General features: G+C 53.7%; 19 protein-coding genes. 6 read left to right on the top strand and 13 right to left on the bottom strand.

Features of this window, described 5'->3' with window-relative positions; all coding sequences use genetic code 11:
• Nucleotides 1-12 precede the first annotated feature (12 nt).
• The 7 genes from EY643_RS05410 to EY643_RS05380 form a co-directional block, all read right to left on the bottom strand.
• Nucleotides 13-381, bottom strand: coding sequence for a hypothetical protein (locus tag EY643_RS05410; protein ID WP_152661235.1), 369 nt, complete (start codon nt 379-381; stop codon nt 13-15).
• Nucleotides 382-448: 67 nt separating this feature from the next.
• Nucleotides 449-934, bottom strand: a complete 486-nt coding sequence (locus EY643_RS05405; protein WP_205743154.1) for a hypothetical protein — start codon at nt 932-934, stop codon at nt 449-451.
• A gap of 120 nt (nt 935-1,054) precedes the next feature.
• Nucleotides 1,055-1,429, bottom strand: coding sequence for a hypothetical protein (locus tag EY643_RS05400; protein ID WP_152661233.1), 375 nt, complete (start codon nt 1,427-1,429; stop codon nt 1,055-1,057).
• A gap of 148 nt (nt 1,430-1,577) precedes the next feature.
• Nucleotides 1,578-2,396 (bottom strand): alpha/beta hydrolase, encoded by an 819-nt coding sequence (locus EY643_RS05395; RefSeq protein ID WP_152661232.1) that lies wholly within the window; start codon nt 2,394-2,396, stop codon nt 1,578-1,580.
• A 179-nt stretch (nt 2,397-2,575) separates the two neighbouring features.
• Nucleotides 2,576-2,905: a VanZ family protein gene (locus EY643_RS05390; protein WP_152661231.1), complete on the bottom strand. Its 330-nt coding sequence runs from the start codon at nt 2,903-2,905 to the stop codon at nt 2,576-2,578.
• Nucleotides 2,906-2,941: 36 nt separating this feature from the next.
• Nucleotides 2,942-3,310, bottom strand: coding sequence for a hypothetical protein (locus EY643_RS05385; RefSeq protein WP_152661230.1), 369 nt, complete (start codon nt 3,308-3,310; stop codon nt 2,942-2,944).
• Between the two features lie 79 nt (nt 3,311-3,389).
• A complete protein-coding gene (locus tag EY643_RS05380; RefSeq protein WP_240732829.1) occupies nt 3,390-3,908 on the bottom strand; it encodes a MarR family winged helix-turn-helix transcriptional regulator in 519 nt (172 codons plus the stop codon).
• An 87-nt stretch (nt 3,909-3,995) separates the two neighbouring features.
• Between EY643_RS05380 and EY643_RS05375 the strand changes: the two genes are divergently transcribed.
• From EY643_RS05375 to EY643_RS05365, 3 genes are read left to right on the top strand one after another with little or no spacing between them, the layout of a single operon-like run.
• Complete coding sequence (locus EY643_RS05375) at nt 3,996-4,424, top strand: DUF1330 domain-containing protein (RefSeq protein ID WP_240732888.1); 429 nt, start codon at nt 3,996-3,998, stop codon at nt 4,422-4,424.
• 48 nt (nt 4,425-4,472) lie between these two features.
• On the top strand, nt 4,473-4,865 hold the full coding sequence (locus EY643_RS05370) for a VOC family protein (protein ID WP_152661228.1): 393 nt from the start codon (nt 4,473-4,475) through the stop codon (nt 4,863-4,865).
• 40 nt (nt 4,866-4,905) lie between these two features.
• A complete protein-coding gene (locus tag EY643_RS05365; protein WP_152661227.1) occupies nt 4,906-5,967 on the top strand; it encodes a fumarylacetoacetate hydrolase family protein in 1,062 nt (353 codons plus the stop codon).
• A gap of 32 nt (nt 5,968-5,999) precedes the next feature.
• On the opposite strand, the gene EY643_RS05360 is transcribed toward EY643_RS05365, so the two are convergent.
• Together EY643_RS05360 and EY643_RS05355 are read right to left on the bottom strand one after the other, a co-directional pair.
• The gene (locus EY643_RS05360) at nt 6,000-6,317 is read right to left on the bottom strand and encodes a Rieske (2Fe-2S) protein (protein WP_152661226.1); all 318 of its coding nucleotides are present in this window, start codon (nt 6,315-6,317) and stop codon (nt 6,000-6,002) included.
• On the bottom strand, nt 6,314-7,699 hold the full coding sequence (locus EY643_RS05355) for an aromatic ring-hydroxylating oxygenase subunit alpha (RefSeq protein WP_152661225.1): 1,386 nt from the start codon (nt 7,697-7,699) through the stop codon (nt 6,314-6,316). Before EY643_RS05355 ends, EY643_RS05360 begins: the two co-directional genes overlap by 4 nt.
• A gap of 125 nt (nt 7,700-7,824) precedes the next feature.
• On the opposite strand from EY643_RS05355, the gene EY643_RS05350 reads away from it, so the two are divergent.
• Together EY643_RS05350 and EY643_RS05345 are read left to right on the top strand one after the other, a co-directional pair.
• Nucleotides 7,825-8,325, top strand: coding sequence for a nuclear transport factor 2 family protein (locus tag EY643_RS05350; protein ID WP_170287288.1), 501 nt, complete (start codon nt 7,825-7,827; stop codon nt 8,323-8,325).
• 4 nt (nt 8,326-8,329) lie between these two features.
• Nucleotides 8,330-8,842, top strand: coding sequence for a nuclear transport factor 2 family protein (locus tag EY643_RS05345; protein WP_152661223.1), 513 nt, complete (start codon nt 8,330-8,332; stop codon nt 8,840-8,842).
• Between the two features lie 6 nt (nt 8,843-8,848).
• On the opposite strand, the gene EY643_RS05340 is transcribed toward EY643_RS05345, so the two are convergent.
• Nucleotides 8,849-9,667 (bottom strand): SDR family oxidoreductase, encoded by an 819-nt coding sequence (locus tag EY643_RS05340; protein ID WP_152661222.1) that lies wholly within the window; start codon nt 9,665-9,667, stop codon nt 8,849-8,851.
• An 89-nt stretch (nt 9,668-9,756) separates the two neighbouring features.
• Here EY643_RS05340 and EY643_RS05335 point away from each other — a divergent pair, with 89 nt between their 5' ends.
• Nucleotides 9,757-11,220 (top strand): succinate-semialdehyde dehydrogenase, encoded by a 1,464-nt coding sequence (locus EY643_RS05335; RefSeq protein ID WP_152661221.1) that lies wholly within the window; start codon nt 9,757-9,759, stop codon nt 11,218-11,220.
• A gap of 24 nt (nt 11,221-11,244) precedes the next feature.
• Here EY643_RS05335 and EY643_RS05330 read toward each other — a convergent pair whose 3' ends face one another.
• The 3 genes from EY643_RS05330 to EY643_RS05320 all read right to left on the bottom strand — a co-directional run bounded on the left by EY643_RS05330 (nt 11,245) and on the right by EY643_RS05320 (nt 14,264).
• Nucleotides 11,245-12,279, bottom strand: coding sequence for a type 1 glutamine amidotransferase domain-containing protein (locus EY643_RS05330; protein ID WP_240732828.1), 1,035 nt, complete (start codon nt 12,277-12,279; stop codon nt 11,245-11,247).
• A 124-nt stretch (nt 12,280-12,403) separates the two neighbouring features.
• A complete protein-coding gene (locus tag EY643_RS05325) occupies nt 12,404-13,597 on the bottom strand; it encodes a sensor histidine kinase (RefSeq protein ID WP_170287287.1) in 1,194 nt (397 codons plus the stop codon).
• Entirely contained in the window at nt 13,587-14,264 is a 678-nt protein-coding gene (locus EY643_RS05320) for a response regulator transcription factor (protein ID WP_152661218.1), read from the bottom strand. Before EY643_RS05320 ends, EY643_RS05325 begins: the two co-directional genes overlap by 11 nt.
• Nucleotides 14,265-14,290: the final 26 nt, after the last annotated feature.

Below are 14,290 nucleotides of genomic sequence, written 5' to 3'. Positions count from 1 at the left end.
TCCACACCGCGCTTACTCTGACCTGGGGTGTCTGATGCTCCACATGAAATAGAGTGAAGCGATGATTCCCAAAAATTCAACCGATGCAATAAACCCGATCGTCTCGATATTCAGGGTCAGATGATGATTAGGCGCTAATAGTCTTAGCTCGTGCACATACTGAAGCTGCCGATAGAAATAACCTGCAGTCCCGTAGAGAAAAAATCCAGAAACAAATACAAAGAGTGCATTGACGATGACAACTTGCGCTCTACTAAGGCGAGCTCCCGCCGAAAACGCCGCCACCAGATACGCAGTAACTGCAGTCAGATATAGAGTCATGGCAGTCATGGCTGCAACGGAATAACTCGCTATTACGTCTGCAAGCTCATACTCACTCATGCTTCAATCTCTTGGTCATTCGCTCTCCACTTACCATACCCTGATGTCAGACTTTAGGCAGAATCCGTCAACCATCGAAGCAGCCTTCATGCCTTGGCGCAGCTTCCAGAATGTCGGCTATGTCCGCTACGAAGCTGGCTCTATTCCTGTTACCCCACTGCTGAAAGAATTCGGAGTAACATTGAACGGCAAGAAGATCGGTGAGATGGGCTCTCTCTGCCTCCCACACTTCCTCTGGCACCAGCCCTAGTTGGTACTGAAAATGCACAGCATCTGAAAGGCTTGTCCACATATCTGTAAATTCTAATAGAAGCCTACGCTCTCCCGGTAGAAGCTCCTCGTCGGTATACAATTTGTCTACGACTGGCCGGATCGTGTCTTCCGCGAATAGGAATCCATAGGCTTCCATTTCCAACTGCAGCGTTGCCAAATAAACATCTGCGGTTGCAATATCCCTTGATTGCTTCAACTCGTATGCTACAAATAGCAGCGAAGCAATAACACCCAGGAATCCCAGCGCCTGTGCCCATCTTCCTGTCTTGCTCTCTTTCATCATCCCTGTCCTTATTGTTAGGTCCCATCCAAGGGTACACCGAAGCCTGCCGCCAGAAGCGACCTGCTGGGGAAAGAATCAGCACTGGAGGGTACGATGCCCGCTTACACTTCAAAGCGGTCATTCGGTTTTGGGGTGCCTGATATCCCACATGAACTTGTAACTGCCAACCACTGTCAGGCTAAATGCCATGACGAGAAGCAGAGCAATATCATCTCTCGCGGTGAGCTTGGCAACCTCACCTGAAGCTAAGTTATAACCAGCAGTTTCGATAATGGCCGCCCGGTGAGACATTTCATGTAATGCCCAAGTAAGAAATCCTGAAATGAACCCGTAGAAAATATTGACGAGTACAACCTGCGATCTAGTCATACGCTCTCCAGCAACAAATGCTACAACCAGATAACCGCTTATAACTGAAATCAAAAGTCCCATCATAGTTGCCACGTTTCCCCAAGTGACAAAAGCGACCTCTAACATTCCTTCCGCTGTCATATTCTTATTCCTGTTGCTCGAGTTCCAACAAGAATAACCCGATGTCCGCTATTACGCGAAGGTGGCAAGCTGGCGAGCAGTATCCACGCTGTTACTAAATGGAACGTCTCTCCTTTATTCGGGAACACTAACGCTGCTCTGTGGCGAACTAAAGCTTAAGCGGTTCCGCAGAACCCTGCTCCAACTCCCTCGCAACCCCAATGAGAACTTTCGCCACCTCCTCCTTTGATGGACTGCTTTCCTGAAGTGGGTGGGGTCCCTCTATGGTGAAAATATTCCATCCACGCTTTCGCGCCCTCAATGGCGCTTCTTTTTGCCTCATATAGCCGAAAGTCTCGGCATTTTCAGTCGCAACAATAATGGTTCCAGATTCGGGAGGAACGCCTGTTAGATCAATCCGGTCGGTATATGTTTTCCATGGGTGGCTCCTCATTGTTGGCGCCGGGTCACGCAATGCGTCTGCTGCGATAAGCCAGCCATCACCACTTTCCTCAACAGACTGCTGGGCGATTGATTTGACCTCTGGACCAAAGGCGTCGAGCAAATTCTCGCCATGATTCAAAGGCACAGTGTCAATGTAGACAACGTGGGCGATTCTATCGCCAAGCTCGTCCGCCACCCCGGTAATAACAGCTCCCCCATAACTATGAGCAACCAGGATCACATTCTGGATATCCAACCACGTAATGTAGTTTGAAATATCCGCTATGTGTGTCGATAGCCCTACTTGCTTGGACAGCAGGTGTTCTCTCTCTCCCAGCCCCGTCATCGATGGTGAGTGCACGGTAAGACCTTCGCTCTGCAGGAGACTTGAGAGAGCGTTCCATTGCCCGCCCCATTGAAAGGTACCGTGGACAAAAACAAAGCTAGGTTTACTAACGCTATTTTCCTCGGCCGCAATGGACAGATTTGGCGCTGCCGAGATCACCAGTATTACAAACGCTAACAGGCTTGCGTTAAGACTCATGCTTGTTTTCCTCAGTTAACCGGCTGACCGCCGGGCTGTAACCAGATACTCAATCAAACCGACACAGTACACGACTTCCACCGGTTCGAACTCAGAAGAAGATAGCATATTGACTGTATCCGCTCCCAAGCGAACGCGGCCAATTTCGAGATTGAAAATGGGCCGAGGCCTGGCCCTTTCTATATGTGTTGGCCATTGAAAATCTTTTTCGAAATGTAGAAGCCGATAGCAATGCCAATACCATTTGCGAGAAGGTCGTATTCTGACATTGCCCGGCCTGGAAGCTGAGACTGAACGGTCTCCAGAACACCACTATAGATAAATATAGCGATGCACAAATAGGTGTATTTTTTTAGTGGGGGCACAGCCCGCCGAGCAAGCAGAGCAAAAATCGCATAGATTGCCAGGTGGCCAACCTTATCCCACGGTTCCAGTGGCGCACTGTCCATCGGGCGGACAGAAGCATAGGTAATAAGGCCAGCGTAGCCTAGTAATACCAGCTTACTCATAGTCGCCCTGAAAACAAACAGCAGCTATGTACGCGATCACTTTTCCTCGCCGTGACGAAGACTCCACATAAAACCGTAACTGATCAATAGTGTCGTAACCGCCATCAGAGCGGGGAACAAGTAAGCACTCGCAAAAACCGTGCCTGTTTGACTTTCGTCGAGTGACAACGAAATTGTTGCTGCTTGAGTCGCTCTTATCAGAAATCGAGTGGCGACCCAGGCCAAGCCTGACATCCACAAGAGATATACTGTGTTCAATAGAAAAACTTGAAAGCCGTTAATCGATTTCCCCATAAAATAAGCTGCAACAAAGTAGGCGCTGACCAGCGCCACCATTAGAGACAAAATTGTGAAACTAATGGAATAGTTGCTCGCTGCAATGTCTGCATACTCGTATGCTGTCATTCTTACATGCCCCATTACTAGTCTTATCGTTACATCATAGACCCAAGTCTGCGTTCAGGCGAAGGCAGTCTACTAAAGGTCACACCTTTGCCAAGAGTCCAACCAGGTCATTAGCTTGCTTGCGAGACAGGCCTCCTAGAACACCTTCAGCTTTCGCATTGAGCGTCAGAGAAGCATGCTCAAACACCTCCAACCCTGCTTTTGTGATTTTCACCAGGCTCACTCTGGCATCTCGCGCACTAGATTCCTTTTCAACGAGGCCAATCTTTTCCATTGGCATCAACATTCTGGTGATAGCAGAAGCCGTGCGCGAGATGGCATCTGCAATATCAACGCGGCGAAGGCTCTGAGTAGGCGAACTCGCCAAGTTCAACAGCACCATATATTCTGCCAGGCCGATCCCGTGAATAGCGCCAAGGCTATTATCCAATTGCTTGGACACGATCGCACTCTTCAGCCAAACCGCCCTCGCCGCTTCCCCGTAAACAGATGCTTCTCTCATATTCATATACTCAATAGATACTTGATTACTCAAGTATAATTGAAGAATATTAGTTAGCAATGCCTGGGGATTACTATTGGGCACAAAAGCAGACATGGGGCTATCCTAATTAAGGAGGCTCACCGGGCCTCACCATTTGAAAGCAGCCACTGCTCGACAAGCCATAAGGAGAATAGCGTGGACATGAACCCGTTGACCCACCTGGACAAGGCCCAACCAGCACAGATGAGCGACGAACCAGTCATTGTCTTGAACTTGTTGAAGTTCAAGTCTGCCGAATCTCAGGACAGTTATCTTGACTATGCGGCCAGCTTCTTCAAAACGTTTGGTGCACGCGGAGCCGAGGCACTTTACTGTGGCAAGCTAATGGAGAAGGTACAGGGAGATGCCGGCGACTGGGATATCGTCATTCTCGTGAGATACACAAACCGCAAGATGTTCTACGATATGCTCCGCTCTGAGGAATACCAGGCGTTCAGCTACCTCAGAGAAGACGCGCTGGAAAATGCCGTGCTTCAGCCTTCTGAAGCTGTCATGCCCTACCGAACAGAGAGTATCGAATTTGAAGGTGGGGATTGGCTTGGCGAGATACAAAAGAGGCTGGCCTCCTAGTTCGCTTTCCATACACGAGTCATCGCTAAATGAAGAGGAATTGATGTAATGCTAAATCACGTAATGATAGGTTCCAACAACATTGAGAAAACAAGGCAGTTCTATGATGCCGTTCTCGCGGTTCTTGGCGCCGGGGCACCATTTGAACATGTGAATGACACCGGGCAGAAACGCCTTTTCTACATCCATGATGGATCAACCTTTTGCATCACCGAGCCGATCGATGGTCAACCTGTGAGTGTCGCTAATGGCTCCACCATAGGTTTTACCTGCGACTCCCCGGCGCAAATCAAGGAATTCCATGACGTCGCCATTGCAAACGGCGCGATAGCCATCGAAGAGCCCCCGGGACCGCGCGACAGCTCGATGGGCCCGGTGCACTTGTGTTACTTCCTGGACCCGGACGGCCATAAGATCTGCGGCTTTCATCGACCTGCTTGATTGATAGCGGCGAGGATAACGATTATTCAGGAGACGATGAGTGCCTTTTCACAAATGCCTCACTATTTTGATTGTTTCACTCATGCCAATGATGAGCGTCGTGAAGGCAGACTCAATATTATTGGCAGATGAGATCGATTCTATCGGAGAGCCTGAACTCGCTATCGCTGAAGCTGACAAAGGCTACACGCTGGCCAGAACAGTCACTGGGGAAATCCTGCTGGTTCTGTCTGCAGATTTCGAACATGTCGAAGCCATAGATTTGAGCACCAGGCTTGAAGCCACAGGCCTCGACGTTATCGAAGCCTATAACTCGATAGGCGAATCAGGTCTCAATCAGGCGGTTAAAGACAGCTCCTCTGGTACGTATACCTGGACTTCGCTGGGAGCCCCGGTGAACGACAGGCATCCGGGAATTGCGGCTGGAACGAATTTCAGCAAACACGCTGAAGAAGTGGGCCATGAAGACGGCCCATTTCTATTTCCCAAGCTATCCACGATGACGCCATGGAACGCGGCTGTTCACAAAGGCACGCGTCTGGACTATGAAGTCGAGCTTTGTGCCTTCCCTCTGTCAGACTACAAAGGCCAGAAAGAAATCAGCTTCGGATATACCCTTTGCGGGGACTTCACGGATCGATGGCTGCTGGTGAAGGACCTGAAAACCCGCGGAGAAATGGGAAAAACAGGATTTCCCTCTGGCAAGGGCGGCATCACACACTTTCCAATTGGACCACTTTTTTTGATTCCAAGGGACCCGGAACTCTACACCGAGATCGTAATATCGCTCTATGTAAACCTGGATCCCAGACAACATGCACCGGCGGGAGACATGATCTGGAGCCCTCCGCAAATTCTGGCAAATGCCCTGGATGACTGTAACTCCGACTACGTATTGGGCAACACAACCATCAGGCTTGCACCATGCGACGGTATCCCGACTGGCACACCCATTCTGACCGGGACGCCCGACGGCGTGATTTTCAGCCTGGCTAACTTACTCCTTCCATGGCCTTACCTGGGCGAAGGCGATGTTGTTTTGAGCTTCGGCACCTATCTGGGTTTAATGAAAAACACGGTCACACTTCAGGAAACACAATAAACTCACTTTGTCTTACTGGCGATCTGAGTAGCTTATCTCGCGATTAGCAAGACATCACTTCCGTCTAGTCTTACTTGATAACTGCCCAGAGGCGTGACCGCAGGCCGCGTCAGCGCGGTGCCGTCGCGCACATCGAAGGCAGCGCCGTGCATCGGACACAACACTCTGTTGCCCTTGAGCTTGCCCTCGCAGAGTCGCGCGGCACCATGCGTGCAGAGATTATCTATAGCGTATACACCGTCAGCCGTGTGGCAGAGCAGAATCTCCTTGCCCTCCAGTTCGACGCACAAACTCTTGCCCACGGGAATTTTATCCAGCGCGGCCACTTTGATCCAATTGCCATCACTCATAGCTCGCCCTCCTGCAGAAACTCATCCAGCGTCATATGCACGCGGCGAATACGCGCCTCCTGGTAATTGCCCAATGTGATGCCTCGCTTTTTGCTTCCGCGCAACCCTTGCTGCTGCAAGTGAAGGTTCCCGGTGTCTTCGTCGTATACGGGCGCCAGCCAGGACAGCACTTCCGCCTCTGTATAAGACTGCTCTACATCGAGTTTCACGGGCTCCGGAGGCTCCGGGTGCTCCGCCCCGTCAGCCAGGGGTTCCAGGATCATTATGTCAAACAGGCTGGTGTTCACGTCGTCACCATTGGGGCGAAAGCGGTACACCATCGGTACTGTAATTCCCGGGAAGAAAAACATATTCGGGAACAGATGATACTCGATAGAATCCAGCATCAATGCGTCGCTTACTGCCGTGAGATCCACTCCCCAGGCTTCGCCCAGACGCTTGCGCAAATCTGCCGCAGCAACACTACGGGCGGTTTCACCTTCGGGCACTTCCTCGTGTTCCAGACCGAATACCGAAAGGATCTGGAGCATCTCGTTCTCTGTGAGCGGCGGAGAGCGCCACTTATCGCCGGGATAGTCGTCCAGTGATTCGCTGCTATAGCAGCCGATATTGTGGATAAATCGCGTTACGTATTTGCCGAAGACATCGTATTGGGTATTAGCGCCATTGGGCGCATCGTGTGTTTCGAAGTTGTGGTAGGCCTCCAAAAACGCCTCTTGGGCCGCCTTCCAGTTGGCCGGTAGCACTTTCTGCACGTGGGCCCTGATGCGCCTTCGCTCGAGCGGAAAATGCTGAAAATGCTCAGGCAGGACATCCATGTAGTCCTCGAGCGGTTTTGCATTCGAATCGAGATTGATGAATACAAAGCCACCCCATAGCTCACAGGCCACCGGCCGCAGGCTGTGACTTTTATCCCCGGCGTGCGGAAAATCCCAACGGCCGGGCAACTGCGCCAACTCCCCGTCGAGGCTCCAACCCCAACCGTGGAAGGGGCAGGTGAACTGATTACTGTAGCCAGCCCCCTCCCCATCGAGTATCCGGGTTCCCCGGTGGGTACAGGCGTTTACGAAGGCCTGCACAGTATCGGGCGCACTTCGCACCACGATCACCGACCAGGGCCCGATATTGTGGACGTAGTTGTCACCCACGTCTGGGATATGTTCCTCGCGGCAAGCCCACTGCCAGCACCGCGCCCACAGGCGTTCATCCTCCAGCCTGGCAAACTCGCTCGAGGTATAGCGACTGCAATCGATATCGGCATCGCCAAGGAATTCATAGCGTTGTTCGAGCAAGGGCTGTGGCGGTGGCACCGCATCAGCGGCAATGGTTTCAGCAACGGTAGGGCCACTGGCCCTGGCGCTTCCCAATGTCTCTTCGGACATATCCTCTCCTGCGTGACTGGACGGCAATAGCCCACGCTAATACAATCAGGATTGACTGTTTTTATAATTATGTGCCGAGCCGGCTTACCTTTCAAGGCTGGGCGGCAAGAATCAGGAAAACTGCCATGACAGCGACACCCCCAGACCAGCTGGCCATCAGCGACATCCTGCACGCCCACTGCCGTGGCCTCGATCGCAATGACAGCACCCTCCTCGCCAGTTGCTACTGGCCAGAAGCGGAAGTGAACTATGGCAACTTCATTGGGCCCGCCGCTGAATTTTGTCAGCTGATAGGCCCCGCCCTCGCCCCTGTCTACGAACTCACCCGTCACTGTGTAAGCAACTTCACTATTCAGATAAATGGGGAACAGGCCCATTGCGAAAGCTATGTGGAGGCCGCCCACCTATTGCGGGGCGCTGAACAGGAGATGTGCTTCAGCGGCCGCTACCTGGACAGGCTCGAGAAACGCGATGGCCATTGGCGCATGGTGCACCGACATGTCGTGATGGACTGGAGCCGCACTCGAGCGATCACGGACGAGCGCCAGTCTGAGGGCTTTGTCGCACTCAGCAAAGGCACGGCTGGAGACGACGATCCTTCAATTCAATTTTTCCGGAAGGCCTGAACGCATGGATGCACAACTACAGCAGTTACTGGCAAAACAGACGATTCAGGAAATCAGTAGTCTGTACATGCGCGGCCTGGACAGGCTTGACCGCGACCTCCTGCTGGCACAGTTCTGGGACGATGGCTGGTGTGAGTACGGCTTTTACAACGCCAGCCCTGGTGAGTTTATCGACTTTGCCTTGGGCGCACTGAAAGACCACGTCGCCAACCAACATTTCATCGGCAATACACTAATCGACATAGACGGCAACCAAGCCTTTGGCGAGATCTATTTTCAGGCCTACCACAAGGTTCCTGCCGAAGACGGTTTCGAGGACATGATCATCGCAGGACGTTACCTGGATCGCTACGAATGTCGTAATGGCATCTGGAAACTCGCTTACCGCAGCGAAGTAGTGGACTGGAGCCGCAGTGCACCCACTAACGACCCCTATTTTGAACTGGCCCCTGGCACCCTGCGCGGCGGGCGTCAGGATGACGCTGTCTACCACCGCGACAACAGACGCAAGCCGTGAACAACGTCAGCCCTGCTCTCGTTGACCAGCCTGCAGCAACATTTGTGGCTCCTCGTCGAAAAACGGCGGTGGCGTCATTCCTGCCGTGGTCAGGCCCGCATCAATCGCCAGGGTCTGGCCAGTAATATGACGCGATGCATTACTCAACAGGAACAATATTCCATCGGCTATATCCTCGGGCATACAAGCAATGCCCAGCGGGGATGCTGCCGCGAGAGCCGCTGCCGTGGCCTCAGCGTCACCCAGGCCGAGCGCATTCACCATGGGCGTTACAGTGCCACTGGGGGCGACTGCATTCACTCGAATACCCTTGGTCGCCAGCTCAGAAGCGGCCGACTTGGTGAGCCCGATAATCGCGTGCTTGGCCATCGTATAGACATGCGGCCCCTGCCCTCCGATAAGGCCCGCCGTGCTCGCAAGCGATACAATGGCGCTCCCACGCGGCATCACTCGCGCAGCGTGTTTAACACCGAGAAAACTGCCTTTGCAGTGAATATCCATAGTCCGCTGATACGCCTCCACACTGGTGTCGGCAATAGAACCCACCGCACCTACCACTCCGGCGTTATTGACCAGAGCGGTGAGAGAGCCGAAGCTACTCACCGCTTCGGCAACCGCGGCTTCGACTGCTGCTTCACTGGTGACGTCGGTCTCGATGAATCGAACAGCGTCGCCGAGCTCATCAGCCAGGGCCTCGCCCCGCTGCGTTTGCAGATCGGCGATTACAGCGCGGCCGCCGTGGGCGACAATAGCCCGCACAGTGGCCTCACCTATGCCACTGGCACCGCCAGTGACGAGGGCAACGCAGTTGTCGAATCCAGACATGGTGATCTCCTATTTTTTGTTATGGCGTCATTCAGTGTCGCCCGTGCTAATCTCAGAATCAATCTAACGACTGTTAAAGGAACGTAATAATGCCCCTGACCCTCACAGATCCAAGCCTGCTGCAGAACAAAGCCTACATTGATGGCCAATGGGTAGATGCGGACGATGGTGCCACTTTTGATGTGAGAAACCCCGCCACCGGCGAGTTAATCACCCAGGTGGCCAGTGTCGGCGCAACTGAAACCGCACGCGCCATAGCGGCGGCTGACGCTGCAATGCAATCCTGGAAAAAAGTACCGGCCAAGGCCCGCGCCCAGGTACTGCGCAAATGGTTCGACCTGATGATGGAGAACCAGGAAGACCTGGCCCAATTGATGACAGCGGAGCAAGGCAAGGTGATCGCTGAGTCTCGCGGCGAAATCGGCTACGGCGCATCTTTTATCGAGTGGTTCGGCGAAGAAGCCAAGCGCATCGACGGCGATGTTATTCCCGGCCCCTCCAGTGACAAACGGATTGTCTGTATCAAGCAGCCTGTAGGTGTAGTGGCGGCCATCACGCCCTGGAACTTCCCCAATGCCATGATTGCACGCAAGGCCGCACCTGCCCTCGCCGCCGGTTGTAGCATCGTGATCAAACCCGCTTCGGAAACGCCCCTGTCTGCCCTCGCCATGGCGGAGCTCGCTGAACGAGCGGGTGTACCCGCAGGAGTACTGAACGTGGTCGCTGGCGGCGCCAGCAAGATCGGCGCCGAGATGACATCCAATCCCACCGTGCGCAAAGTGACGTTCACTGGTTCCACCCCCATCGGCAAGATGCTGGTCCAGCAATGTGCCACCACCATGAAGAAAACCTCCATGGAGCTGGGCGGAAATGCACCCTTTATCGTTTTCAATGATGCCGATATCGATTCAGCGATCACCGGGGCAATGATTTCCAAATACCGTAATGCTGGCCAGACCTGCGTGTGCTCCAACCGCTTGTTTGTACAGGACGGCGTCTACGACGAGTTCGTGGCCAAGTTTGTCAAAGCCACCGAAGAACTGACCGTGGGCAATGGTGCCGAAGAGGGTGTGATCATTGGCCCTCTCGTGACCGAGAAGGCAATGAATGATGTCGACAAGCTTGTGCAGGATTCCATCGCCCAGGGCGCCAGAGTCGCCGCAGGTGGTGCAGCCCATGCTATGGGCGGCTCTTTCTACCAGCCCACCGTACTAACAGACGTTACCTCGGAGATGGCTGTGTTCCGCAACGAGATCTTCGGCCCGGTATCGCCGGTGGTGCGCTTCAGCACAGAGGAAGAAGTTATCGCCATGGCTAACGATACCGAGTTCGGCCTGGCGTCCTACTTCTACACCCGCGATATCGGTCGCGTATGGCGCATAGCGGAAGCCCTCGATTACGGTATTGTCGGGATCAACGAGGGCATCATCTCCAACGAGATGGCGCCCTTTGGCGGCATGAAAGAATCGGGCTCAGGCCGCGAGGGATCGAAGTATGGCATTGAAGACTATGTAGAAATCAAATACATGCTGATGGGCGGCCTCGACCAGTAAGACAAGCCCAAATCTCCTCTGGTGCTATCCCGCTGTCACTTTCTTGGCATGTTGGGCTAGCACCAATAACTCCAGCGCGGATTTGATGCGCCACTGCATGCCAGCGACAATGCTGTGCATCACTATCAGATTGCGATCGAATGCTTTCTCCTGCGCGACCAGTCCATCGACCGCCTCACGAGCACCAACCTTGCCCAAGAGGTAATACTGCCCAAGTACATCGATGCTATTCTCAATTCGCGTTGCATCCCTGTACACCGGTGAATAACCCAACTGCGTGACCATTTCCTCGGCGGCCGCATACACAGACCACGGATTCTGGCCGGTCACCAACCTCTCGCTGACAGCGATGTTCTCAAGATACGGCATGCCTACCGAGACTTTGGCACCCCGCTCGCGCAGACGATCCTCCAACAGAAACGGGAACACTCCGGCGGCATCGGGAATAAGAAACAATTCTTCTTCGTTCGTGAATCCAGTCACCGGCTTGCCCGCAAGAAACGCTTCTCCATTGTCCAGCTCAACATTCACCAATGCAGCCGGGCCATGGCAGACGGCACCAACGACCTTATCCTGATCAGCAAAGTGTCTCACCAGACGGTGGATGTCCGGGTTGTCTGGAAAATCCCACATGGTGCCTTTACCCCCCACAAAGAAAATCGCCTCGTAGTTTTCACCAGCAACTGACTCTAGCGGCAATGTATTGCGGGCCTTTGCCATCGCCTCTGCGTCATTCAGAAAAGCGTAGTCGAGAGCCCCCATATCTTCATCATCGATAATGGCACTGGGCTCACCGCCCAAGGGGCTGGCAATGTCGACTTCGAAACCATTTACCGTGAACACATAATACGCCCGGGACAATTCAGTGTGCTCGTAACCGGTGCGCTTGCCGGTGTCTCCCATGATGGTTTCACTCGTCAGGACAATTAGAATATTGCCTCTATCCTGCGGCACTCGCTGCTGATAGTAAGGTAAATCTCCGGGGACTTTCGTAGGCAGATCTGCCGCAACAGTATGATCCACCAGGCTGAACAGCCAGGCCACAAATCCGCCAGTCACTGCCACTACTCCAAGAACTGAAACTCCAATACCCTTCCACATCGTCATACTCTCCTTATGAGCTGTTTGATGGGATAAGAATGCGCCTCTACATGTCAAGCGGGCGTGAAATTTGAAGAGTTTTTTACCAGTTCAAACGGATGCTGAACGTATCTGCAGATTCCTGGAGCTGTACTGTCCACCCCTGGGTCGAAGCGAGCCGTCGCACCAGCGAGAGCCCGTGCCCCAGGCTCGCTGCGTGCGGCGAACGGGCGGATGCATTGATCGGGTTCGCAAACGTCAGGCCGTCGCTTTCAATGCGAATAGACAATCGCGCTGGTGCCGCGTAGTGAATCGCATTGTCGATCAGATTACCTAGCAACAGCTGTGTGATCTGTTCGTTACCCTGCACCATTGTGCGGTCGGGCACGTGTAGTTCAATGTCGAAGCTTTCAGATTCCAGCAACGTTGCGCGATCCAGCAGCAACCCCTCGATCATTGCACGTATGGGCAGCGCTGCCGTGATTGAAGACTCTGCTCGCGCCAGGGCCAGCAGTGTTGTCAGCAAGCTCTCGATCGCGGCACTGGAGGTAGCTAACTGCTCCACCTGTTCATTTTCAGCGAGCGAATCCGGCAATAATAGAATGGCGTTGCGCAGTGACGTCAGTGGTGTGCGCAGTTCATGACTGACATCGCGAGTGAATGTCGTCTCTCGCTCAAGTGCGAGTTGAAGGCTGGCAAGTGCGGCCTCCATCGCCGCAGCAAGCACACCGACTTCATCGCCCTGCGCCACATGAGGCAGCGGGCTCGGTCGCGGCTCCTGCTCGATTGCCTGCGTCAATTCACGCAATGGCCGGGTGGTCATGCGTGAGATGTAGAATGCCGCAACCAGACTGAACAACAATGCCACCGCAAAACCGGCGAGTAACAGAATCAGCAGCGGCGCAGACATTCTACTCACCACCAACCACGGAGAAACTTCGGCGACCAGCAGTGCCGGCGCGGTGTTCGCAAGCTTCAACCAGCGATAGTGATAGTGGGTTTTATCAGGGGTGAAGATTTCCCCGCCCACACCGGGCACGATTAAAGTCTGTAGTGCCTCTGGAGCGGATTCGAGGTCTGCGTAAACTGACACTTCGGGCAACATAGGCTGGGAGAATTCGCCCGTACTGAGATACGCTTGCTGTAACACGGCGATCTCACTGATCAAGACGCGATCAATGATCTCGTCTTCCACGATATAGGCAAGCATCAGTGACAGGCCCGCCCACAACAGGGTAAGGGCAAGCACGAACAGCACAAGAATGCCGAACAGGCGCTTTTGGATGCTAGGTTTCATCGCACACCAGGCGGTAGCCCACATTGGGCAGGGTTTTCAGCATGGGTTTGGCAAAGGGCTTGTCCAGCGCATTGCGTAGACTGTAGATATGCGATCTCAAGGCGTCACTATCCGGCGGGTCGTCACCCCACAGGGAGTGCATTAGTTGCGAGCGTGTCACGGCTCCGGGGTAGGCCCCGGCCAGTTCAAGCAGAATGCGAAACCCGATCTGGGTGAGTTTCAGAGGGACATCTTCACGCCAGGCTTCCTGACTTTTGGTGGCCAGCGTAAGATCTCCCAATCTGATCTCAGAGGTCTTGTGCAGTTGGTGGCGCCGCCCGAGGGCCTCGCAGCGCAATTTAAGCTCGCGCAAGTCACAGGGTTTTGTGACGTAGTCATCCGCCCCCTGGCCATAACCTGAGGCCTTGTCGGCGAAAGCATCTCGCGCAGTCAGCATCAGGACTGGCAAGTTGTAGTCGAGCTCGGCCTTGAGCGTTTGGCACACTTCCAGGCCATCCATATCGGGTAAATTGAGGTCCAACACCAGCACATCAAACACAGCGCCACGGGCCAACTCAACACCCTGCCGGCCGGCAGCGGCATAGTCGACGGCCCAGCCGAGGCCCTCAAAAAAGGTGACCAGTTGGCTGGCGATAGTACTGTTGTCTTCGATCAGGAGTAATTTCACGCTAACTCAGGGAATCTATAAGCTGG

It is taken from the genome of Halioglobus maricola, from assembly GCF_009388985.1.
Lineage (GTDB): Bacteria > Pseudomonadota > Gammaproteobacteria > Pseudomonadales > Halieaceae > Halioglobus > Halioglobus maricola.
This window is presented reverse-complemented; position numbering and strand designations above follow the sequence as displayed.

Coding starts and splice junctions, on each gene's coding strand:
- EY643_RS05410 (WP_152661235.1), bottom strand. CDS start 381: ATGAGTGAGTATGAGCTTGCAGACGTAATAGCGAGTTATTCCGTTGCA.
- EY643_RS05405 (WP_205743154.1), bottom strand. CDS start 934: ATGAAAGAGAGCAAGACAGGAAGATGGGCACAGGCGCTGGGATTCCTG.
- EY643_RS05400 (WP_152661233.1), bottom strand. CDS start 1,429: ATGACAGCGGAAGGAATGTTAGAGGTCGCTTTTGTCACTTGGGGAAAC.
- EY643_RS05395 (WP_152661232.1), bottom strand. CDS start 2,396: ATGAGTCTTAACGCAAGCCTGTTAGCGTTTGTAATACTGGTGATCTCG.
- EY643_RS05390 (WP_152661231.1), bottom strand. CDS start 2,905: ATGAGTAAGCTGGTATTACTAGGCTACGCTGGCCTTATTACCTATGCT.
- EY643_RS05385 (WP_152661230.1), bottom strand. CDS start 3,310: ATGACAGCATACGAGTATGCAGACATTGCAGCGAGCAACTATTCCATT.
- EY643_RS05380 (WP_240732829.1), bottom strand. CDS start 3,908: ATGTCTGCTTTTGTGCCCAATAGTAATCCCCAGGCATTGCTAACTAAT.
- EY643_RS05375 (WP_240732888.1), top strand. CDS start 3,996: ATGAACCCGTTGACCCACCTGGACAAGGCCCAACCAGCACAGATGAGC.
- EY643_RS05370 (WP_152661228.1), top strand. CDS start 4,473: ATGCTAAATCACGTAATGATAGGTTCCAACAACATTGAGAAAACAAGG.
- EY643_RS05360 (WP_152661226.1), bottom strand. CDS start 6,317: ATGAGTGATGGCAATTGGATCAAAGTGGCCGCGCTGGATAAAATTCCC.
- EY643_RS05355 (WP_152661225.1), bottom strand. CDS start 7,699: ATGTCCGAAGAGACATTGGGAAGCGCCAGGGCCAGTGGCCCTACCGTT.
- EY643_RS05350 (WP_170287288.1), top strand. CDS start 7,825: ATGACAGCGACACCCCCAGACCAGCTGGCCATCAGCGACATCCTGCAC.
- EY643_RS05345 (WP_152661223.1), top strand. CDS start 8,330: ATGGATGCACAACTACAGCAGTTACTGGCAAAACAGACGATTCAGGAA.
- EY643_RS05340 (WP_152661222.1), bottom strand. CDS start 9,667: ATGTCTGGATTCGACAACTGCGTTGCCCTCGTCACTGGCGGTGCCAGT.
- EY643_RS05335 (WP_152661221.1), top strand. CDS start 9,757: ATGCCCCTGACCCTCACAGATCCAAGCCTGCTGCAGAACAAAGCCTAC.
- EY643_RS05325 (WP_170287287.1), bottom strand. CDS start 13,597: ATGAAACCTAGCATCCAAAAGCGCCTGTTCGGCATTCTTGTGCTGTTC.